This window comes from Flavobacterium sediminilitoris (assembly GCF_023008245.1).
Lineage (GTDB): Bacteria > Bacteroidota > Bacteroidia > Flavobacteriales > Flavobacteriaceae > Flavobacterium > Flavobacterium sediminilitoris.
Genome location: NZ_CP090145.1, coordinates 500,426 through 522,582, shown reverse-complemented (window position 1 = coordinate 522,582; position 22,157 = coordinate 500,426). Strand labels below are relative to the sequence as shown.

21 protein-coding genes are annotated in these 22,157 nt (G+C 30.4%); 13 read left to right on the top strand and 8 right to left on the bottom strand.

Going from position 1 to position 22,157, the window contains the following annotated elements; all coding sequences use genetic code 11:
* Positions 1 to 2: 2 nt before the first annotated feature.
* Together purT and LXD69_RS02550 are read right to left on the bottom strand one after the other, a co-directional pair.
* Positions 3 to 1,202 carry a formate-dependent phosphoribosylglycinamide formyltransferase gene (purT, locus tag LXD69_RS02555; protein WP_394799733.1) on the bottom strand — a complete coding sequence of 400 codons (1,200 nt, stop codon included), beginning with the start codon at positions 1,200 to 1,202 and terminating at the stop codon, positions 3 to 5.
* Positions 1,203 to 1,288: 86 nt separating this feature from the next.
* Positions 1,289 to 1,630 (bottom strand): DUF6249 domain-containing protein, encoded by a 342-nt coding sequence (locus LXD69_RS02550; protein WP_246917304.1) that lies wholly within the window; start codon positions 1,628 to 1,630, stop codon positions 1,289 to 1,291.
* Between the two features lie 135 nt (positions 1,631 to 1,765).
* Between LXD69_RS02550 and LXD69_RS02545 the strand changes: the two genes are divergently transcribed.
* From LXD69_RS02545 to LXD69_RS02535, 3 genes are all read left to right on the top strand, one after another.
* Positions 1,766 to 2,356 carry an RNA polymerase sigma factor gene (locus LXD69_RS02545; protein ID WP_246917302.1) on the top strand — a complete coding sequence of 197 codons (591 nt, stop codon included), beginning with the start codon at positions 1,766 to 1,768 and terminating at the stop codon, positions 2,354 to 2,356.
* Positions 2,337 to 2,744: a hypothetical protein gene (locus tag LXD69_RS02540; RefSeq protein ID WP_246917300.1), complete on the top strand. Its 408-nt coding sequence runs from the start codon at positions 2,337 to 2,339 to the stop codon at positions 2,742 to 2,744. Before LXD69_RS02545 ends, LXD69_RS02540 begins: the two co-directional genes overlap by 20 nt.
* 210 nt (positions 2,745 to 2,954) lie before the next feature.
* A complete protein-coding gene (locus LXD69_RS02535; RefSeq protein ID WP_246917297.1) occupies positions 2,955 to 3,935 on the top strand; it encodes a serine hydrolase domain-containing protein in 981 nt (326 codons plus the stop codon).
* 67 nt (positions 3,936 to 4,002) lie between these two features.
* Here LXD69_RS02535 and LXD69_RS02530 read toward each other — a convergent pair whose 3' ends face one another.
* Both LXD69_RS02530 and LXD69_RS02525 read right to left on the bottom strand, forming a co-directional pair.
* Positions 4,003 to 5,187: a pyridoxal phosphate-dependent aminotransferase gene (locus LXD69_RS02530; protein WP_246917294.1), complete on the bottom strand. Its 1,185-nt coding sequence runs from the start codon at positions 5,185 to 5,187 to the stop codon at positions 4,003 to 4,005.
* A 22-nt stretch (positions 5,188 to 5,209) separates the two neighbouring features.
* Positions 5,210 to 6,304: a fatty acid desaturase family protein gene (locus LXD69_RS02525; protein ID WP_045972941.1), complete on the bottom strand. Its 1,095-nt coding sequence runs from the start codon at positions 6,302 to 6,304 to the stop codon at positions 5,210 to 5,212.
* A gap of 110 nt (positions 6,305 to 6,414) precedes the next feature.
* Between LXD69_RS02525 and rsmG the strand changes: the two genes are divergently transcribed.
* Positions 6,415 to 7,044, top strand: a complete 630-nt coding sequence (rsmG, locus tag LXD69_RS02520; protein ID WP_246917291.1) for a 16S rRNA (guanine(527)-N(7))-methyltransferase RsmG — start codon at positions 6,415 to 6,417, stop codon at positions 7,042 to 7,044.
* Positions 7,045 to 7,079: 35 nt separating this feature from the next.
* Here the strand turns inward: rsmG and pruA are convergent, their stop codons facing one another.
* The 4 genes from pruA to LXD69_RS02500 form a co-directional block, all read right to left on the bottom strand.
* Entirely contained in the window at positions 7,080 to 8,705 is a 1,626-nt protein-coding gene (gene pruA / locus LXD69_RS02515; RefSeq protein WP_246917289.1) for an L-glutamate gamma-semialdehyde dehydrogenase, read from the bottom strand.
* Between the two features lie 105 nt (positions 8,706 to 8,810).
* A complete protein-coding gene (gene apaG / locus LXD69_RS02510) occupies positions 8,811 to 9,197 on the bottom strand; it encodes a Co2+/Mg2+ efflux protein ApaG (RefSeq protein WP_045972948.1) in 387 nt (128 codons plus the stop codon).
* A gap of 4 nt (positions 9,198 to 9,201) precedes the next feature.
* Entirely contained in the window at positions 9,202 to 10,266 is a 1,065-nt protein-coding gene (locus LXD69_RS02505; RefSeq protein ID WP_246917287.1) for a DUF3667 domain-containing protein, read from the bottom strand.
* A gap of 2 nt (positions 10,267 to 10,268) precedes the next feature.
* Complete coding sequence (locus tag LXD69_RS02500; RefSeq protein WP_246917285.1) at positions 10,269 to 11,516, bottom strand: type IX secretion system plug protein; 1,248 nt, start codon at positions 11,514 to 11,516, stop codon at positions 10,269 to 10,271.
* A 195-nt stretch (positions 11,517 to 11,711) separates the two neighbouring features.
* On the opposite strand from LXD69_RS02500, the gene LXD69_RS02495 reads away from it, so the two are divergent.
* The 9 genes from LXD69_RS02495 (at position 11,712) to LXD69_RS02455 (ending at position 22,150) form a co-directional block, all read left to right on the top strand.
* Complete coding sequence (locus tag LXD69_RS02495) at positions 11,712 to 13,058, top strand: Na(+)-translocating NADH-quinone reductase subunit A (RefSeq protein WP_045972954.1); 1,347 nt, start codon at positions 11,712 to 11,714, stop codon at positions 13,056 to 13,058.
* A gap of 31 nt (positions 13,059 to 13,089) precedes the next feature.
* Positions 13,090 to 14,307: an NADH:ubiquinone reductase (Na(+)-transporting) subunit B gene (locus tag LXD69_RS02490; protein WP_246917282.1), complete on the top strand. Its 1,218-nt coding sequence runs from the start codon at positions 13,090 to 13,092 to the stop codon at positions 14,305 to 14,307.
* Positions 14,308 to 14,312: 5 nt separating this feature from the next.
* Entirely contained in the window at positions 14,313 to 15,038 is a 726-nt protein-coding gene (nqrC, locus tag LXD69_RS02485) for an NADH:ubiquinone reductase (Na(+)-transporting) subunit C (protein WP_246917266.1), read from the top strand.
* A gap of 3 nt (positions 15,039 to 15,041) precedes the next feature.
* Positions 15,042 to 15,716: an NADH:ubiquinone reductase (Na(+)-transporting) subunit D gene (locus LXD69_RS02480; protein ID WP_045972960.1), complete on the top strand. Its 675-nt coding sequence runs from the start codon at positions 15,042 to 15,044 to the stop codon at positions 15,714 to 15,716.
* Between the two features lie 3 nt (positions 15,717 to 15,719).
* A complete protein-coding gene (nqrE, locus tag LXD69_RS02475) occupies positions 15,720 to 16,478 on the top strand; it encodes an NADH:ubiquinone reductase (Na(+)-transporting) subunit E (protein WP_082084396.1) in 759 nt (252 codons plus the stop codon).
* A gap of 2 nt (positions 16,479 to 16,480) precedes the next feature.
* Positions 16,481 to 17,794 carry an NADH:ubiquinone reductase (Na(+)-transporting) subunit F gene (gene nqrF, locus LXD69_RS02470; RefSeq protein WP_045972964.1) on the top strand — a complete coding sequence of 438 codons (1,314 nt, stop codon included), beginning with the start codon at positions 16,481 to 16,483 and terminating at the stop codon, positions 17,792 to 17,794.
* A 72-nt stretch (positions 17,795 to 17,866) separates the two neighbouring features.
* Positions 17,867 to 18,229, top strand: coding sequence for a Na(+)-translocating NADH-quinone reductase subunit F (locus LXD69_RS02465; RefSeq protein ID WP_246917263.1), 363 nt, complete (start codon positions 17,867 to 17,869; stop codon positions 18,227 to 18,229).
* A complete protein-coding gene (locus LXD69_RS02460; protein WP_246917260.1) occupies positions 18,207 to 19,223 on the top strand; it encodes an FAD:protein FMN transferase in 1,017 nt (338 codons plus the stop codon). Before LXD69_RS02465 ends, LXD69_RS02460 begins: the two co-directional genes overlap by 23 nt.
* Before the next feature lie 119 nt (positions 19,224 to 19,342).
* Positions 19,343 to 22,150: a M16 family metallopeptidase gene (locus LXD69_RS02455; RefSeq protein ID WP_246917257.1), complete on the top strand. Its 2,808-nt coding sequence runs from the start codon at positions 19,343 to 19,345 to the stop codon at positions 22,148 to 22,150.
* The last annotated feature ends 7 nt before the right edge of the window (positions 22,151 to 22,157 follow it).

Genomic DNA, 22,157 nt, shown 5'->3' with positions numbered 1-22,157 from the left:
ATTTATGAATTTACAGTTATCAATTTAGCGGTTTCTTTAGCTCTTTCTGTAATTGCTTCAATAGGAGTTTCTAAAGTGTCATTTGTTAAAACAACGCCCATTCTTCTATAAGGTCTTGAGGTGGGTTTTCCAAAGAGTCTAAAATCTGTTTTGGGTAAACCCGCTATATTTTCAACACCGCTAAAGGTAGGATTGTTTGAGTTTTCAGAAGCTAAAATAACAGCACTGGCACCATTCTTTTCTAAAGTAATTTGGGCAATCGGTAAACTCAATATAGCACGTAAATGCAATTCAAATTCATTAAAGTTTTGAGTATTTGCTAAGGTAACCATTCCTGTGTCATGTGGTCTTGGCGATAATTCTGAAAAATAAACACCTTCGTCAGTTAGAAAGAATTCAACACCAAAAAGTCCAGCTCCACCTAAGGCTTCTGTGACTTTTTCAGCCATGTCTTGTGCTTCAAATAAATCCTTATCAGAAATTTTTGCTGGTTGCCAACTTTCCTGGTAATCTCCTCTTTCTTGTCGATGACCAATAGGAGCACAGAATAAAGTTGGTAAATCGTTATTTTGGGAAACCGTTAAAAGTGTAATTTCCGAATGAAAATTAACAAATGCTTCTACAATTACTTCTACCACATCGCCACGAGAACCTTCTACAGCATAATTCCAAGCCTTACTAATATCTTCCTCTGACTTTATAGTAGATTGTCCTTTTCCAGACGAACTCATTAGTGGTTTAACAACACAAGGCATTCCAACTTCAGTAACGGCTTTTTGCAATTCTTCCGATGAGGTTGCATAGCGATAATTGGCTGTTCGTAAACCCAGTTCTTTTGAAGCTAAATCACGAATGGCTTTTCGGTTCATCGTAAAATTGGCTGCTTTTGCCGAAGGCACAACTGTTATTCCTTGCTTTTCATAATCATAAAATCGTTCTGTGCGAATGGCTTCAATTTCAGGAACAATAAAATCAGGATTATGTTTGGCTATAATGCTGTCTAGTTCAGCTCCATCAAGCATATTAATGACTTCAAATCCGTGCGCTACTTGCATCGCAGGAGCGTTTTCATAGCTATCAACAGCTATTACAGTTTGTCCAATACGTTGTGCTGCAATTACAAATTCTTTTCCTAGTTCTCCAGAGCCTAAGAGTAAAATTTTTTTATTCATTGTTGTGTTGTTGTTTTGAATTAGTTTCAAAACAAAATTAAGTTTTTAATATTTTAAACAGATAAAAAAGGACCACTTTTATTTAAGTAGCCCAATTTTATCTGTTTCAAATATATTTATTCTAGGTTTTTGGAAATTTTAAAACCAACCAAAAGACCTATTCCTGCAAATAAGAAAATTAGTCCTGGATAAATAGGACCGTTATTAATTTCAAGTAGAGACTCAATAAATAAGGCAGATAATATTCCAGTACCAATTCCTATCATTAAACAAGCTAAATTTAGAATGATAATTTTCCAAATAAACATGGAGGAGTGATTTTTAGAAACAAAAATGTTTGCATCAACTCCTTTTTCTATAAGGGCTAAACGTTCTTTGTTTCTAGTACTAAAAAATAAATAGAATATTCCAAAAATGGATAAAAATAACACAGGTACAATAATGATTTCTGATCCCATAACTTTTGTTTTTTAATTGATTACATTTAATGTGTTATAGCTTATGACGAACATTTTTATATTTTGGTTACAAGTTTTTTTGTTTTTTTTAAAATGATGTAACCCATTCTTACTTTTAACAGTCTTATCTTATATATGAGTAAAGTAGAAGATCAAATTTATATTAATAAAGTGCTGAATGGAGATGTCAGTTCATTTTCCATTTTAGTAGATCGATATAAAGATTTAATCTTTACAATAGCTATTAGGATACTAAAAAACAGGGAAGAAGCAGAAGAAGTTTCCCAAGATGTTTTTGTGAAGATTTTTAAATCATTATCTAAATTTAAAGGAGATTCAAAATTCTCAACTTGGATTTATAAAATTGCCTATAATACGTGTTTAGATGTTTTGAAGAAATATAATAGACAGAATAATTTTATACCGATAGAAGAACATACAGAAACACAACTAATAGAATTAGAAAGCATATTTGATACATTGGTTTTAAAAGAACAACAAATTAGTATTCAAAAATGTCTAAATTTATTACCTTATGAAGAAAGTATTCTTTTAACTTTATATTATTATGAAGATCAATCATTAGAAGAAATTTCTAAAGTGCTAAATATTAATCAGAATAATGCAAAAGTGAAACTGTTTAGAAGTAGAAAGAAGTTAGAAAATATTTTAAGAGCTCAATTACCAACAGAAATTATAGAAAACTATGAAAGAAGTGCAAAATAGAGAAGAAGATTTTATAAAAAAAATGATGGATAAATCAGTTCTAGAATCACCATCGACTGATTTTACTTTGAAAATAATGAAAGAAGTAACGAAAGAAAATCAATTTTATAAACTAAACAAACCTTTGATTTCAAGGCAAGTTTGGATGTTAATTTTTACTTTTCTTTTGCTTTTATTTAGCTCTGCGTTTTACTTTATAGATTGGAAAATTCAAGATAATTCATTTAGTACTTTATTTGGGAAAATAATTGACGACTCTATTTGGCAGTTGTTTTCGAATCTCAAATTTTCTAAAACATTGAGTTATTCTTTGCTAATATTTTCTGTTTTTAGTCTTTTACAAATATTCTTTATTAAATCCTATTTTGATAAACGATTTCAGTCATAATAACTTATTTCTAAAATGCTACTATAAATTAAAAGTGGATAATATTGTTCGCTTTTTTTGTGCTTTTTGTAACCTCTTTTGGCATAATAAGGTCTAAAAAAGAAATCATCAATTTAAATAATAAAAAGAATGAGAGTAATTTTTAAGATCTTTTGGATTGCGTTTTTGTTAGTACAATCTAATTTTTATGCACAGACCATTGAATCAAAAATGGACAGTTTAATAATCTCTAAATTTAAAGCAGATAATCCAGGAGCTGTTTTTCTAGTAGCAAAAGAAGGAAAATCAATTTATAGAAAAGCTTTTGGTAAAGCCAATTTAGAAATGAATATTGATATGCAACCCGAGTTTGTCTTTGAAATTGGATCCATGACAAAACAATTTACGGCTGTAGCAATAGCACTACTTGAAGAACAAGGGAAATTAAATTTTCAAGATGAAATTGTAAAGTTTATTCCAGATTATCCTACACAAGGAAATAAAATGACAATACATCATTTGTTAACACATACTTCGGGTATTAAAGATTTTACCAAAATGAAAGAGCTTAGGAGTATTTCAAAAAAGGATTTATCTCCAAAGGAGCTTGTAGATTTTTTTAAAAATGAACCTATGGATTTTAATTCAGGAGAACAATTTAAATATAATAATTCAGGATATATTGTTTTGGGTTATATCATTGAAATAGTTTCAGGACAATCGTATGAAGATTTCATCCAGAAAAATATTTTTGATAAATTAGAAATGAAGGCTACTTATTATGCAAATCACAGAAAAATTATAAAGAATAGAGTATCAGGCTATCATAATAAAGAGGGATATATTAATAATGATTATATAAGTTTTACTTTGCCTTATGCTTCGGGTTCAATTATGTCAACTGTAGATGATATGTTAAAATGGCAAAATGCAATGGATACAAATAAGCTAGTAAGCTCAAAAACAAAGCAAAAGATATTGACAAACTATAAGCTAAACAGTGGAGAAGAAATTCACTATGGTTATGGTTGGCATATAAAAGAAATTAATAACTCTATCTCCATAGAGCATGGAGGAAGTATTTTTGGGTTTAAATCTATGGGCATTTATTTGCCAAAAGAAAAGGTTTATGTAATAGGGTTATCAAATTGCGATTGTAACTCACCCACACAAATTACAAAAGATATTGCTACACTTTTTGTAGAAAACTAATTATTATAAAATGAAAAGGGTGTAAATTATTAATTTACACCCTTTTCATTTTATGGCTTTAGAAGCGTTATGCTAACGCTTCCTTTATTCTTTTTAATGCCTCTTTTAATAATTCTTCGCTTGTTGCGTAAGAAAAACGAATACAATTTGGATTACCAAAAGCTTCACCTGTTACAGTAGCTACATTGGCTTCTGCTAAAAGATACATAGAGAAATCAGTTGCGTTTTCAATTTTTGTTCCTTTTAAAGTTTTACCAAAATAATCGGAAACATCAGGAAATACATAAAAAGCTCCTTCTGGAACATTGATTTTTAATCCTGGAATTTCTTGAATTAAACCAACAACTAAATCTCTTCTTTTATGAAAAGCTTCTACCATGTGGTTTAATACTTTTGGATCAGCTTCAACAGCAGCAATAGTTGCTCGTTGTGCTATAGAATTAGCACCACTTGTAACTTGTCCTTGAATTTTTGTACATGCTTTTGCAATAAATTCTGGAGCGCCAATATATCCAATCCTCCATCCTGTCATAGCAAACGCTTTTGCTACTCCATTAACCGTAATTGTTCTATCTAGCATACCTGGAATAGATCCAATACTACAAAATGTTCCTGAGAAATTTATGTGCTCATATATTTCATCTGAAACTACATATATATTTGGGTGTTTTTCTAAAACTTTACAAAGCGCTGTAAGTTCTTCCCTGTTGTAAACAGAACCGCTAGGATTACAAGGAGAACTAAACCACATCATTTTTGTTTTTGGTGTAATTGCTTTTTCAAGTTGTTCAGGTGTGATTTTGAAATCACTATCAACAGAAGTAGGAACTTCGATAGGAGTTCCTCCAGAAAGTTTGATGATTTCGTAATAACTTACCCAATATGGAGCAGGAAGAATCACTTCGTCTCCTTCGTTTAACATTACTTGAGCAATATTGTATAAAGATTGTTTTGCACCAGTTGAAACAACAATTTGAGAAGATTTGTATTCCAAATCATTATCTCTTTTGAATTTTTTACAGATAGCTTCTTTTAATTCTACATAACCATCAACAGGTGAGTAGGTGCTATAATTTTCGTCAATTGCTTTCTTTGCTGCTTCTTTTATAAAATCAGGAGTATTAAAATCAGGCTCTCCTAAACTTAAACTGATTATATCTTTTCCTTGTGCTTTTAATTCTCTTGCTAATGCAGCCATAGCAAGGGTTTGTGATGTAGATAAATTATTAATTCTATCTGATAACGGATTCATTGTATGTAATGTTGTTAGTTGTTTATGCTAATTGAGGTTGTTGTCCTAGTTCTTTTAAATGTTTGAAATGAGCAATTACTGCACTTCTCATTGTTTTATATTCGTAATAAGGCAGATTACATTCTTTTGCAGTTTGTTTTACAATTTCTGCTATTTTACCATAATGAATATGACTTATATTCGGAAAAATATGATGTTCAATTTGATGATTAAGGCCGCCAGTATACCAATTTACAATCCAGTTTTTAGGAGCAAAATTTGTTGTGGTAAACAATTGATGAATTGCCCAAGTATTTTCAATTTCTCCAGCTTCAGAAGGAAGTGGGTTTGTTGTTTCTTCAACAATATGTGCTAATTGGAATACAATACTTAAAATTAAACCAGCAGTATAGTGCATCACAAAAAAACCAATTAAAACTTTCCACCATACAATTCCTAGAATCATAGGAATTACTAACCAAATTGAAAAATAAATAACTTTTGTAATTACTAGTGTTGTCCAAAGAATTTTAGGACTTTTTATTTTACCATATGAAAGTTTTCTTTTTAAATATCCTTTCATTTGCTTAAAATCGGTAGTTAATGACCAATTGAAAGTTAATAATCCGTATAAAAATACAGAATAGTAATGCTGAAATTTATGAAATTTATACCATTTTGCTTCTTTAGTAAAACGAATAATTCTTCCTGCATCTAAATCTTCATCATGTCCTGGTATATTTGTATAAGTATGATGTAGAACATTGTGTTGTACTTGCCAGTTGTAAACATTTCCTGCTAAGATATATATACTTCCTCCCATGATTTTATTTACCCAGTTTTTAGTTGAATAAGAACCATGATTTCCATCGTGCATTACATTCATTCCAACTCCTGCCATTCCTATTCCAATAACTATACTTAATAGAAGATATAACCAGAGAGGCATAGTTAATGAAATTAAAAAGAAATAAGGTGTAAGGAAAAGAGCAAACATTACAATTGTTTTTAAATGTAATTTCCAGTTTCCGGTTTTCTTAAGATTATTCGTCTTAAAATAGTCATTTACACGTTTATTTAGTGTTCTGAAAAATTTTGCATTGTCAGTTTTTGAGAAGATAGGTGCTTTTGTGTTCATTTTATAAACTAAACTTGGTTTGCGACCAAAGATAATAATTATCTTATTGACACTGTATATTTTAATCTAATTGTTTGTTAAAAAATGTATTTTTGCAACAAAAATAGGATATGGAGTTAATTTTAAAATATTTTCCAAATTTAACGAATACTCAAATTAGACAATTTGAGATGTTGAAAGATTTGTATGAAGATTGGAATTCAAAAATAAATGTTATTTCTCGAAAAGATATTGAAGAACTATATGTTCGTCATGTTTTACATTCTTTAGGGATTTTTAAAATTCTGGAATTCAAACCTGGAACTCAAATTTTAGATGTAGGAACTGGAGGAGGATTTCCAGGGATTCCTTTAGCGATTATGCATCCTGAAGTTGATTTTTATTTAATAGATATTATTGCTAAAAAAATAAAAGTAGTAAATGAAGTGACTGCTGCTTTAGGATTGAAGAATGTTAAAGCGGAACAAAAAAGAGCAGAATTAGTTCGTAGTGATTTTGATTTTATTGTTAGTAGAGCAGTAACCAATATGCCTGATTTTGTCAATTGGGTTGATGGGAAAATAAAAAAAGAGTCAAAACATGAATTAAGAAATGGAATTTTATATTTAAAAGGAGGAGATTTAAGTGAAGAGTTAGCCGCTTTTCCTAAAGCAATTTTGTATAATTTATCAGATTATTTTACTGAGGAGTTTTTTCAAACTAAAAAAGTGGTTCATTTAGCTCTTAAATATAAGAAATAAAAAAATCCCGCATTTGCGGGATTTTTTTATATATGTTATCCTAAAAATGGATATCTATAATCTTCTGGTGTAACAAAAGTTTCTTTGATTGTTCTAGGTGATACCCAACGCAATAAGTTTTGTGCCGAACCTGCTTTGTCGTTAGTTCCCGAACCTCTTGCACCTCCAAATGGTTGCATTCCTACAACAGCACCTGTTGGTTTGTCATTAATATAGAAGTTTCCAGCAGCATTTTGTAAAGCAACTGTTGCTTCTTCTACTGCATAACGACATTGGCTAAATACAGCCCCAGTTAATGCATATTCAGAAGTTTCGTCAACTAATTTTAAAGTTTCAGTCCATTTTGCATCTTCATAAACATAAATAGTAACTACAGGACCAAATAATTCGGTTTCCATAGTTGAATATTTAGGGTTTGTAGTTAAGATAACGGTTGGTTCAATGAAATAACCTTTTGATTTGTCATAATTTCCTCCTATAATTACCTCTGCATCGCTGTCTTTTTTAGCTTGATCGATATAACGAGCTAATTTGTCAAATGACGCTTCAGAAATTACAGCAGTAACAAAATTGCTCATGTCTTCTGGAGACCCCATTGTTATTGAAGCTAAATCTGCTTCTACATTAGATTTTACAGAAGGCCATAAACTTTGTGGAATATAAACACGAGAAGCAGCGCTACATTTTTGTCCTTGGAATTCAAAAGCACCACGAGTAATTCCTGTTGCTACTTGTTTTGCGTTAGCAGATGGATGTGCAATAATGAAATCTTTTCCACCTGTTTCTCCAACGATTCTTGGATATGTTTTATAAGTTGCAATGTTATTTCCAATAGTTTTCCAAATGTCATTGAAAACTCCTGTAGATCCAGTGAAGTGAACACCGGCTAAGTGTGGGTTAGATAAAATTACATCTGAAACCATTCCAGAATCACCCATTACCATATTGATAACACCATCTGGTAAACCTGCTTCTTTGAAAACTTGCATGATTACATTTGCAGAATATATTTGAGTTGCCGCTGGTTTCCAAACTACTACATTCCCCATTAAAGCAGCACTTGATGGTAAATTTCCTGCAATAGCTGTAAAGTTGAAAGGAGTAATTGCATATACAAAACCTTCTAATGGTCTGTATTCAACTCTGTTCCACATATCTGAATTAGATGCTGGTTGATCAGCGTAGATTTTAGTCATGAATTCTACGTTGTAACGTAAGAAATCGATTAATTCACAAGCTGAATCAATTTCGGCTTGATGAATTGTTTTTGATTGCGCAATCATTGTTGCTGCATTTATTTTAGCACGGTAAGGACCTGCTAATAATTCTGCTGCTTTTAAGAAAATACCAGCACGATTTTCCCATGACATTGCAGCCCATTTTTTCTTAGATTCAAGCGCATTATTAATGGCTTTTTCTATATGAGATTTCTCTGCTAAATGATATGTACCTACTATATGTTGGTGATCATGTGGTGCAGATAATGTTTTTGTATTTCCAGTTCTAATTTCTTCGTTACCAATGTATAATGGAACATCTACTTTTGAGTTCCACATTTCTTTGTATACAGCCGAAACTAGTTCTCTTTCAGGTGAGCCAGGAGCATATGCTTTTACAGGCTCATTTACAGCTTTGGGAACGTTAAAAAATCCTTTTAACATAGTGTTGTTTTTTAATGAATTATTAAATAATGATTCGCAAATTTAAGAAAAAAATAATGTAAATAGTATAAGAAAATGTTAGAATGAGAATCTTGCAAGAAAGGATTAGTTCAGTGCGAATGGTGCACTAAATTTAAATGTAGGAATTATAACTCTAAAACTTTTTGTTGTAGTAAAGTTAATCATATTGTAGAACCCTTTCATAGCTCCTATTGGAGAAGAAAGTAAACATCCAGACGTGTAAGTGTGTTTCTCGCCAGGTTTTAAAACAGGTTTTTTACCAACTACACCTTCACCGTCTACAATTTCAATGTTGTTAAGTGCATCGTAAATTTCCCAATGCCTAGAATTTAATTGAACAGAATCTTTACTAAAATTTTCTATTGTGATTTGGTAACTAAAGGCAAAGTTTATCTTGTAGTTTTTGAAGTAAGTCCCTTCAAAACTAGTCAATACAGAGATTTTTATGCCTTTTGTTATTTGAGTTACCATAAATTTAAAACAAAATTACACCTAAAGATATCATTATCAACATGGAAATTAATAAAAATATACCAAATAAAGGATTCAAAAGTATGAATTTTAAAATGGTTTTCCAACGATTCTGTCCATAAAAATTTCTTAAGGATTTGTAAAAGTAAAAGGGAAATATAAATATTGAACAAGTTCCAATTAAAAGCTCTGAGATAGTAGTGCTTAATAAATCAATAATATTGAATATTATCATGCAAATAAAAAGAAATGTAAAATAGGTATACGAGAAAATCAAATGTTCTGTGTAATTTAACTTTTTTGAATAAAAGACTAGCCAAAACATAATGGTGATGATGGGTAATGATAAGAATATTAAAAAGGGTAGTTTTTGATAAAAATATTCTGTTAATTCATTTTTTATATCATTTGTTTTGAATAGAATAGATTTTTTGAATAAAAAACGATTGAATTGGGTGTTTTCGTATTCTAGTTCTTTTAGTGCTTCTTCAGGTGTTTTGTTTGGATATTTTCTGTTGAAATTTCGAAATGAACTAAATTCGTAATAAAAACCCATTTTGTTTTTCTTTAGTTCAGATTTGGTATAGATAGAGTCTTTACTTAAATCTCTGAAGGAATTAATTTGCTCTTTTATAAATGATTTATCTGTGCTTGGTATGCTATCATTAATTTGACTAAGTTCTTTTTTTAATTCGCTTGAATCAAGTAAATTAGTATTGTTTGTGTTAGTTGAATTACCTGAGGATTTTTCATTTAAATTAAAAGTAAGAAAAAGAATAATAGAAACGCTCAAAAAAAGTCTAAAAGGATTAGCGTATTTTTGTCTTTTTCCTTCATTGAATTCTTTTGCTAAAACTCCAGGCTTTGTAAACATTGAAATAATAGAATTTCTTAAACGAGAGTCGTAAGCGTAAAAGTTTGACAAAAATTCTTCAATAAAATCACTTATAGTTAATCTTTTTTTTGAATTCAATTGTCCGCAATGATGGCAATACTTCTCACTAATATCTAGTGAAGTATTACAATTTAAGCATTTTGTTCCTCTGTAAATGGTGTCCTTTCTGCTCATGGTTAATTACGGATTCCTTCGCTATTGGTGTTAGCAATGCCAATTACGCTATCATATCGGTCATTGTTTCCTCTGTAATACACAAGAATGGTATAATTATTTTCTGTTTGATAGAAATTACCATCGATAGCATTTTTGTAATCTATTTCTTTATTCTTATTTGCGATTGTATATTGATAATTAGTATATCCTTGTTTAATTAATATTGCCTTTTCATATAGGCCACTTTCTTTATTGTAAGCCATTTTATTCTCTTCATTCATAACATAATTGTTAAACATACCCGTTATGTAAATGTTTTCTCTATCGAAGAAGTCAGGTGCGTTTAATGTGAAATATACCCATGAGTAATCTGCTTCAATTTGCGAGTTTTCTGCATTGCTATTTAGAACAACAAAATTACCATTGAAGTCTGGGAAATAGGTGTAAACGCTGTTTTTTCTAGCATTGTTTGTATATAAATGTGAATTGTAAATGTCTCCAGAAGTAACTCTTCCAACGCTATTGTTGGTGACTCTTATTTGTGAATTATCTAAAGTGTAGAATTCATTTCCTGCCCAAAACTGAGTCTCTTTGTTGTATCTGTAAATTAATTCTGTTCCAATTGTATATTGAGGTTTTATGTTTGAAATAGAATTTTCCCAATTTCCATTTTTAAATATGGAAATCTTTACATTATTTATAGGGTTCTGAAGAACTAAGTCTCCATATTTTATTGATAATTCAATATTTTGTTTTTCATTTATTGATTCAAAGTCTCTTGCTCTTCTTACTTCTGATGCAACGCTTACTGACTCGTCATAAACAATAAATCTTCTTGAAAAAACAATTTCTTGTTCATCATTAAAAACTTTTATAATATAATTTCCTGTTTTTGTTATTCTGTTAAATTTATTTGGAAATTGTTGTCTGTAATGAGAATATAATTGCAAAGTATTAAATGAATTTTCATAGGTAATGATTCTTTGATTATCCATTCCGTTTAGATATTCTACTTTGGCTAAACTTGAAGGTGTCCAGTCATAATTATACTGTGTTATAGTGTAGTAATAATCCGCTTCATTTCCGAATAAATCATCAAATTGAAGTTCAAAATTATCTCCTAATTTAAAAAAGGGTAAAACGTTGTTGTTGTTTTGAACAAAAGAAACTGTTTTTATATTAAAAGGAGGTGCTATTTCTTTTTCTACTTGCGTGTAACTGTTTGAAAATGAAATTAAAAAAAATAAAATATAGATTCTTTTAGTCATCTTTTTGTGTGATTTTTTGTAAAAATACTAAAACTAGAAATAGATATGCAAATTTTATAGTCTAAACCGTGATATTTTATAATTTAGAATAGATATAAATAATGAAAATCAATAGTTATATTTTTGGAGTAGTGTTCCTTAATTAATTAAATTTGCACGTTTTATAAAATAGTACTAACCATATCTTCAATAAACATGTCAAAAGACATTCGAATTAAAAAAGGTTTAGACCTTAAGTTGAAGGGTGAAGCAGAAAAAACAATTTCTGAAGTAACTCGCTCGAAAGTCTATGCTATTAAACCTTCTGATTTTCATAAAGTAACACCTAAAATGGTTCTTAAAGAAGGCGCAGCTGTAAAAGCTGGAGAAGTAATTTTCTACTCTAAGAATGACGAAGCTGTAAAGTTTGTCTCACCAGTGAGTGGAACCATTCAAGAAATTGTTCGTGGTGAAAAAAGAGTAATTCTAGAAGTTAGAATAACTGCTGATATTCAGGACGTTCATGTAGAGCATAGCAAGAAAAACCCAAAAGATTTATCAGGTGAAGAAGTTAAGCAGCATTTATTAACATCAGGTTGTTGGTCATTTATCAAACAACGTCCTTATGATGTAATTGCGAATTCGGCTGATACACCAAAATCTATTTTTGTTTCTGGAATAAATTCAGCTCCGTTACAAGGAGATTTGGATTTTGTTTTAAAAGGAAAACAAGAAGCTTTGAAAGTTGGTTTTGAAGCATTAACTAAATTAACATCTGGAAAAGTTCATGTAACTGTTTCTCCTAAATCAGATTTTATGCCTTCAGTTGATGGTGTTAAAGTTCATAAAGGGAAAGGATTGCATCCAGTTGGATTAGTTTCTACTCAAATTGCTAAAATTGATCCAATAAATAAAGGGGAGAAAGTTTGGACTGTTCAAATTGAAGATGTTGCTATAATTGGAGAGTTGTTCTTAACAGGGAAATTTAATTCCGAAAGAATAATTGCTTTAACAGGAACAGGTTTTAAAACACCATCTTATGTGAAAGCTTTAATCGGAGCTCAAATAAGTGATGTTGTTTCTGGAAACTTAAAAGAAGGTAATTATAGAATTATAAGTGGAAACGTGTTAACTGGAGATAAAAAATCAAAAGATGATTTCTTAGGATATTATCATAACCAGATTACAGTAATTCCAGAAGGAGATGATTATGATTTCTTCGGATGGAATATTCCAAGACCTAATAAATTTAGTGTTTATAGAGCAAATATGTTTTCTTTCTTAACACCAAAGAAAAAATACAATCTAAACACAAATACTAACGGTGAACATAGAGGTTTTGTATTAACAGGAGAATATGAAAAAGTATTTCCTTTGGATATTTACCCTATGCAATTATTGAAAGCTATTTTAGTAAAAGATATAGATCAAATGGAAGCATTAGGTATTTATGAAGTAGCTCCAGAAGATTTTGCATTGACAGAATATATTTGTGTTTCAAAACAAGATCATCAACATATCGTTAGAGAAGGATTAGATGTAATGATAAACGAGGTAGGATAAATCTTTCAAATAAATTTTAAAATCACAAAAAATGGGATTAAAACAAAATTTACATAATTTAAAAGAAAAGTATAAAGGAACTAAGTTTGAACAAGGTTTCAATGCATTGCATACTTTTCTTTATGTACCTAACATAACTACTCATTCAGGGTCACATGTTAGAGATGCTACCGATTTAAAACGTGTAATGAATACAGTAATCATGGCAATGGTTCCTGTTCTTTTATTCGGTATGTTTAATGCTGGTTATCAGTATAATTTGGCAACTAATGGAGTTGCTGAATTTTTAACAATGGATAATTTCATTGTTGGGTTAAAAAAGATTCTACCTCTATTGGTTGTTTCTTATGGAGTAGGTTTAGGTATTGAGTTTATCTTTGCTACAGTTAAGAAACATGAAGTAGAAGAGGGATATCTTGTAACAGGTATGCTTGTGCCTTTAATTGTTCCTATCGATTTACCATTATGGATGCTTGCTGTTGCAGTAGCTTTTGGTGTAATTATAGCAAAAGAATTATTTGGAGGAACAGGAATGAATGTTTTGAATCCTGCTTTAACAATTCGTGCTTTCTTGTTCTTTAACTGGGCAGCTTGGATGTCGGGAGATAAAGTTTGGGTTCACGGATCAGTAGAAAGAGCTAATGAAATTGCAAACCTTAAATTACAAGGTATAGAGCAATTGCCAGATGCAATATCAGGAGAAACTATTTTAGGAACTTTAGCAGCAAATAAACCTGTTGCCTATTCTGCTACAGATATGTTCTTTGGATATATTCCAGGTTCTGTAGGTGAAACATCAACATTTTTAATATTATTAGGAGCTGCTTTCCTTATTTTTACAGGAATTGGTAGTGCAAGAATTATGATTTCTTCAATCATTGGAGCTGTTGTAATGGGATTAATCTTTAACGGAATAGTAGACGCAGGTGTTATCACAGAGTCAAGTAAATTCTATGGTTTAATGGCTTTCCCTTTTTGGCAACATTTACTAGTTGGAGGTTTAGCTTTTGGTATTGTGTATATGGCGACAGATCCTGTTTCTGCATCACAAACAAATAAAGGTAAAATTATTTACGGATTCTTAATCGGATTTATCAGTATTTTAATTCGTGTATTTAATCCAGCTTATCCAGAAGGAGTAATGATGGCAATATTATTAATGAACGTATTTGCTCCAACAATTGATCATTATGTGGTTCAAGGAAATGTAAAAAGAAGAATGAAACGTTTAAAAACTAAAACTGCTTAATAATTATGTCAACTAAACGTACAGATTCAAATTTATATACTATAATATTCTCAGTAATATTAGTAGTTGTAGTAGGTTCTTTGTTGGCATTTTTTGCAAGTGCAACAAAAGAGATGCGTGATAACAATGATAAAGTTAAAACGCAAATGGATATTTTAAGTGCAATGGGCATTGATTCAGATAGAACAAATGCTACAGAAACATTTAATAAATATATTAAAGAACAATTCGTTATTGAAGGTGAGAAAGTAACTGAAGATAAGGAAGCATATTTAATTAATATAAAGAAGGAATTAGATAATGCAAAACAAGGTAAAGTTCAGAAATTACCTTTATTTGTAGGAGAAAAAGAAGGTAAAAAAATCTATATTGTTCCTGTAAGAGGTAATGGTCTTTGGGATGCTATTTGGGGCTATGTTGCTTTAAACGATGATTTAAAAAGTATCAATGGTGTGTATTTTGATCATAAAGGAGAAACTCCTGGATTGGGTGCTAACATCACTGAAGCATTTTTTGAAGATGACTTCAAAGGAGAAATGATTTTTGATGCTGAAGGAAATTATAAATCAGTTGAGATTTCTAAATCAAATGGAGATCCTAATAATGTAGATAAATCAGATAATCAAGTAGACGCTATCTCAGGAGCAACAATTACAGGTAATGGAGTTGGAGCAATGTTAAAATCTGGGATTAAGCTTTATTTGCCTTATTTCGAAACTATAAAAAAATAAGCTATGGCAGAAAATAAAAACACAGTAAAAGAGCCATTGTTCTCAAAAAAGAATATGGGTTTAGTAAAAGATCCGCTTACAGATAGTAATCCTATTACGGTTCAAGTATTAGGAATATGTTCTGCATTAGCAATTACTGCTGAACTAAAAGCGTCAATCATTATGGCATTGTCTGTAATGTTTGTGCTAGCGGCTGGTAACGTAGTTATCTCATTAATGAGGAATATTATTCCTTCTGCAATTAGAATTATCGCTCAACTTGTTGTCGTTGCGGCTTTAGTAATTATTGTAGATTTAACACTGAAAGCTTATGTGCCAGATTTGGCTAAAAAACTTTCTGTATTTATCGGATTAATTATTACAAACTGTATTATCATGGGACGTTTTGAAGCTTTTGCTTTAGGTAATGGTCCTTGGAAAGCATTTTTAGATGGAATTGGTAATGCAGCAGGATATGGATTAATTTTAGTAGTAGTAGGTTTTTTCAGAGAATTATTGGGTTCAGGAAAATTATTAGGTTTTCCAGTATTTGGTGATCCAGTTGAAAAAACAGGACTTTACGCATTAGGATATGAAAATAATGGTTTTATGTTATTAGCTCCAATGGCGTTAATTACTTTAGGATTAATTATCGGATTCCAACGTTCAAGAAATAAAAGTCTAATAGAAACAAACTAAGAAATGGAATTATTACAATTATTTTTAAAATCAATCTTTATTGATAATATGGTATTTGCAACATTCTTAGGAATGTGTTCATACTTAGCGGTTTCTAAAAAAGTTTCTACAGCAGTAGGATTAGGAGCAGCAGTTATTTTCGTAATGTTAGTAACTGTTCCTTTAAACTTTTTATTAGATCAATACTTACTTCGTCCAGGTGCATTAGTGTGGTTAGGTGAAGAATATGCAGATTATGATTTAAGCTTTTTAACATTTATTCTTTTTATTGCTACTATTGCTACAATGGTACAGTTAGTTGAAATGATCGTTGAAAAATTTGCTCCAGCATTATACACATCATTAGGTATATTTCTACCTTTAATTGCTGTGAACTGTGCTATTCTTGGAGGATCATTATTCATGCAACAAAAAGAATTTAATAATATTACTGAAGCAACCGTATATGGTGTTGGATCAGGTATTGGTTGGTTCTTAGCAATTTTAGCTATTGCAGCTATTAGAGAAAAAATCAGATATTCAAATGTTCCACCTGCTTTTAGAGGTTTAGGTATGACATTTATTTTAACAGGTTTAATGGCTATTGGTTTTATGTCTTTTGGAGGAATGCTTTCAGGAGGGGATAGTGCTGAACCTAAAAAAGAACTTGTTGAAAATGTTGAGCCTTCTACATCTATTGAAGAAAAAGTAGAAATTGTATCAGATTCAACAGAGGTAGAACAAATAGCAAATGATTCATTAACCCAAACAGTACAGGAATAATTATGATAGCTTTAGAAGTAAGTACTACTGGTTTAATCAGTACAACAGTAATAGCCTTTTTAATTTTATTACTAGCTCTTGTTGCAATTATATTATTTGCCAAAGCTAAATTGGTTCCATCTGGTCCAGTTAAAATTAAAATTAATGGAGAGAATGAAATTGAAGTAGGTTCAGGAAATACATTATTATCTACATTAGGATCAAGCAAAATTTTCTTGCCATCAGCTTGTGGTGGTGGTGGAACTTGTATTCAATGTAAATGTAAAGTTCTTGACGGTGGTGGAGAAGCTTTGCCAACAGAAGTGCCTCACTTTAGTAGAAAAGAATTAGCAGAAGGATGGCGTTTAGGATGTCAGGTGAAAGTTAAGAGTGATATGGTTATCGAAGTTCCAGAAGAAGTGTTTGGAATTAAGAAATTTGAAGCAAAAGTATATTCAAACTATAACGTAGCTTCTTTTATTAAAGAGTTTATCGTTGAGTTGCCAGAAGATATGCATTATGAGCCAGGAGGATATATCCAAATTGAGATTCCTAAATGTGAAATCAATTATACAGATATTGATATCACAGCGCATCCAGTAGAACATCCAGGTGAGCCAGAAAAATTCAAAGCAGAATGGGATAAATTTAATTTATGGCCATTAGTAATGAAAAATGATGAATTAGTAGAAAGAGCATATTCAATGGCTTCTTATCCTGCTGAGGGAAGAAAGATTATGTTGAATGTTCGTGTTGCTACTCCACCATGGGATAGAAACATTAACGGATGGGCAAAAGTAAATCCAGGAGTTGCTTCTTCTTATATTTTCTCAAGAAAAGCAGGTGATCCAGTAGTGGTTTCAGGTCCTTATGGAGAATTCTTCATTAATGAAACTGAAGCAGAAATGTTATATGTAGGTGGAGGAGCAGGTATGGCACCAATGCGTTCTCATTTATATCACTTATTCCGTACTGTTAAAACAGGACGTAAAGTAACATATTGGTATGGAGGTCGTTCAAAGAGAGAGTTGTTCTATACAGATCACTTTAGAGCGTTAGAAAAAGATTTTCCTAACTTTAAATTCTATTTAGCATTATCTGAGCCTCAACCAGAAGATAACTGGAAAGTAAAAGAAGGTGTTAATGGAGAAGGTGACGGATTCGTTGGATTTATTCATAATGTAGTAATTGATAATTATTTATCACATCATGAAAATCCAGAAGATATTGAATTATATTTCTGTGGTCCACCAATGATGAACAAAGCAGTTCAAAAAATGGGTGAAGACTTCGGACTTGATCCTGAGAACATCAGATTTGATGATTTTGGAGGATAATATTTTAAAAAACCGATTCAGAAATGAATCGGTTTTTTAATTTCTATTCAAGCTTATTTGTATTTTTGTACTATGGAAGAACTTACAGAACAAGAACTACATCAAATTGCAATGAATCATGTAGGGAAAGACCTTGAAAAAAAAGGTTTTGAATTTATTGCAGTTAATAGTCAATTAAAAAAACATCCTCAATTTGTTTGTGTAGACACACAAAATAGATTACACTTTGTCATGGTACAAGCGGTTCCTTATCCTATAAATCCAGATGAACCCAATGTTTTGTTTGTAGAAACATTTATTAATCATGCAAAAGCAAAAAATGCAAAAGTATTATTTGCAGGCGTTGGCATTGCCAATGCAGAAGATTTCGAAAAACCAGTTTACGTTTCATCCGATTATATAATCAATTACAATGGATATAAAGAACTTTTATAGTCTACTTCTACTTTTTGTATTAATGACTTCTTGTGAAAAAAAAGAAAATACTTTTTTTGTAATTCAAGGAGAAGCTCAAGGTAGTACTTATGCAATTAAATATATTGCTAATGAAGAGTTAGTTTCTAAATCGCAAATAGACTCTTTGCTCTTAGCTTTTGATATGTCACTTTCGACTTATAGAAATGATTCTAAAATTTCTAAAATAAATTTGGGAGATAGTACTATTGTTATTGATGATTTTTTTGTTGATACATTTAAAGCCTCAAATCAAATTTTTAATGAAACAGAAGGACTATTTGATCCAACAATTGGAATTTTAGTAAATGCTTATGGTTTTGGACCTAGTAAAAAACATCAAAATCTTACTCAAAATCAAATTGATAGTTTGTTGCAATATGTTGGCTTTAATAAGGTTAAGATAAACGCAAACAAAACAATTTCAAAAAAATATGCTGCTATTTATTTCGATTTTAATTCAATAGCACAAGGTTATTCTGTTGACGTTGTAGTGAAATTTTTAAAATCAAAAGGAATTGAAAATGGAATCATAGAAATAGGTGGAGAATTATTCGCCTTGGGAAAAAACAGTATTGATAATAAAAGTTGGATTGTAGGTATAGATGATCCATTACAAAAGCCAGATGAAAGAAAGTTAATAGCAACAATTCAACTAGAGAATGTTGGAATGGCAACATCTGGAAACTATCGTAAAGTAATAACAGATTCTATTACAGGAGAAAAATTTGTTCATATTATAAATCCAAAAACAGGGAAGAGAGAAAAAAACACTATTCTAAGTGCAACAGTTTTAGCACCTACCTGTATAATGGCTGATGGCTATGCTACTGCTTTTATGATAATGGATTTAGAACAAGTGAAAACATTCGTAAAAAAGCATCCAGAATTAAATGTTTTATTGCTTTATGCGGATGAAAATAATGAAATGCAACGATTTGAAACAGATAACTTTAAAAATATATTGTTACATTAAATAATGATAACTTAGAATTCTTTAAAATGTTATTTCTTTAGATTAAAAGTTAATTTATATATAATAATTTAGTTTTTTTTGTGTTATAGGTTTAGTTTTAGAACAAAATACTATAACAAATGAAAAAAATTAAACAATCGTTTTACATCTTATTGTCAGCAATGTCTGCTATTGGATTTGCTCAAGAGCTTAAAATGGACAGTCCAATTCCTATGGATCCAACCGTTAAAACAGGAAAATTAAAAAATGGATTAACGTATTACATCAAAAAAAATAGTAAACCTGAAAATAAAGTTGATCTTAGGTTGATGATTAATGCAGGTTCTATATTAGAAACAGATGAACAACAAGGATTAGCACATTTTATGGAACACATGTGTTTCAACGGAACAAAACGTTTTCCAAAAAATAAATTAGTTGATTATCTTCAAAGTATAGGTGTTAAATTTGGACAACATTTAAATGCTTATACTAGTTTTGATGAAACCGTTTATTTCTTACCAATTCCTTCAGATGATAAAGAAAAATTAGAAAAAGGATTCCAAATCATTGAAGATTGGGCGTTTAATACTACACTTACTCCTGAAGAAATTGATAAAGAAAGAGGTGTGGTGTTAGAAGAATATCGTCTTGGACTTGGAGCAGATAAAAGAATGATGGGACGTTTTATGCCAAAAATGATGTATAATTCGCAATATGCAAAGCGTTTACCTATAGGTCAAAAAGAAATTCTTGAAAACTTCACTTATGATAAATTAACAAGTTTCTATAAAGATTGGTATAGACCAAATTTAATGAGTGTAGTAGTTGTTGGAGATATTGATGTGGCAGAAATGGAGAAAAAAATAAAAGACCACTTTTCTTCATATAAAAACCCAAAAAAGGAAAAGCCTCGTAAAATGTTTGAAGTGCCAAATCACAAAGAAACATTTATAGCTGTTGAAAGCGATAAAGAAGCTGCTTTTTCACAAGTAAGATTATTGTATAAAGACTATACGGAACCAAAGAAAACAGTTACAGTAGGAGATTTTAGAACAGAACTTATAGAAGGATTGTTTTCAACAATGTTGAATAATAGATTAGAAGAAAAACAAAACTCACCTACACCACCTTTTACTTACGGATACACATATCATGGAGGTACATTTGCTAGAAATAAAGAAGCTTTTCAGTCTTTTGCTATGGTGGCACAAGACAAACAATTAGATGCTTTAAAAGTATTAATAGAAGAGAATGAAAGGGTAAGAAAATATGGATTTACTGAATCTGAATTGGAAAGAGCTAAAACAAAATATCTAAATCAGGTTGAGAGACAATATAATGAAAGAGATAAAACAGAGTCTGAAAACTACGTTTGGGCTATGCAAAGTAACTTTTTAGAGCAAGAACCAGCGCCTAGTATTGAATGGACATTTGCAGCAATGAAACAATTATTGCCAACAATCTCTATAAAGGAAACAAATGATTTAATTTCAAAATATATTAAAGAAGACAATAGAGTTGTTATTCTAACAGGTCCAGAGAAAGAAGGTGTGGCAAAGCCAACAGAGAAAGATGTTTTAGAAGCGATGAAAATTGATGAAAAAGCATTAAAACCGTATGAAGAAACTGCTGTAGCAGAAAGTTTACTTAGAAATCCAGTTAAAAAAGGAAAAGTAGTTAAAACTGAAAAAAATGACAAATTAGACGTTACAACATTTACATTATCGAATGGAGCAAAAGTAATCTACAAGAAAACAGATTTCAAGAACGATGAAATTATGTTCCAAGCATTAAGCTTTGGAGGTTCAAACACACTTTCTAATGAAGATTATAAAAAAGTATCTGTAGCAATGGGTGGTTTAACAGAAGCAGGTTTTTCTGGCATGAATAAAAATGATATTAATAAATTCATGACAGGTAAAATCGCTAGAGTTAATCCTTTTGTTTCTTCAACAGTAGAAGGAATGAGAGGATCATCAACACCAAAAGACTTTGAATACCTTATGCAAATGATTCATGCTTATTTTACAGATTTAAACATGGACAAGGAAGCTTTTGAAGGATACAAAACAAAACAAAAAGGATTTATTTCAAATATGTTGTCAATGCCTTCAATGTACTTTTCTAATGAGTTATACTCATATCTAAACAAAGAAAATCCAAGATACTTAGGTTTTCCAAAAGCAGAAGACTATGATAATGCAGATTATGAATTAGCTTATAAAATATACAAAGAAAGATTTGCAAATGCAGGAGACTTTAATTTCTATTTTGTTGGAAATGTTGACGAAGCAAAATTAATAGAATATTCAGAATTATATTTAGCATCATTACCTGCTAAAAAAGATAGCGAAAAAGCAATCGATTTAGGTTATAGAATGTTAAAAGGTGAACATAAAAAGATAATAAATAAAGGAAAAGATCCTAAAAGTACTGTAAATATAATGTTCTATGGAGATTGTAAATATGATGCTAAAGAAGATTTTGCTTTAAATGCATTAGCAGAAGTATTAACCATCAAATTAGTTGAAGAACTAAGAGAAAATGAAAGTGGTGTTTATGGAGTAGGAGCAAGAGGAAATATGAATAAAGTGCCAGCAGGTAGTTTTAGTTTTTCAATTAATTTTCCATGTGGTCCAGAAAATGCAGAAACATTAACAGCTTCAGCATTGAGAGAATTAAATAAAATAATAGAAAACGGACCAGAACAAAAAGACGTTGATAAATTTATTGAAGCAGAAAAATTAGATTATAAAAAGAAAATAAAAGAAAATAGTTTTTGGATGTCAAACCTTACAAGTTCTTATATGAACGATAATAATCCAGAAGAAATTTTAAATTATGAAGCAAAAGTGAAAGCAATTACTCCAAAAGAAATTCAAGCAGTAGCCAAAAAATACTTAACGAAAGAAAAAGTTATCGCTATATTGATGCCAGAAGAGTAAAACTATA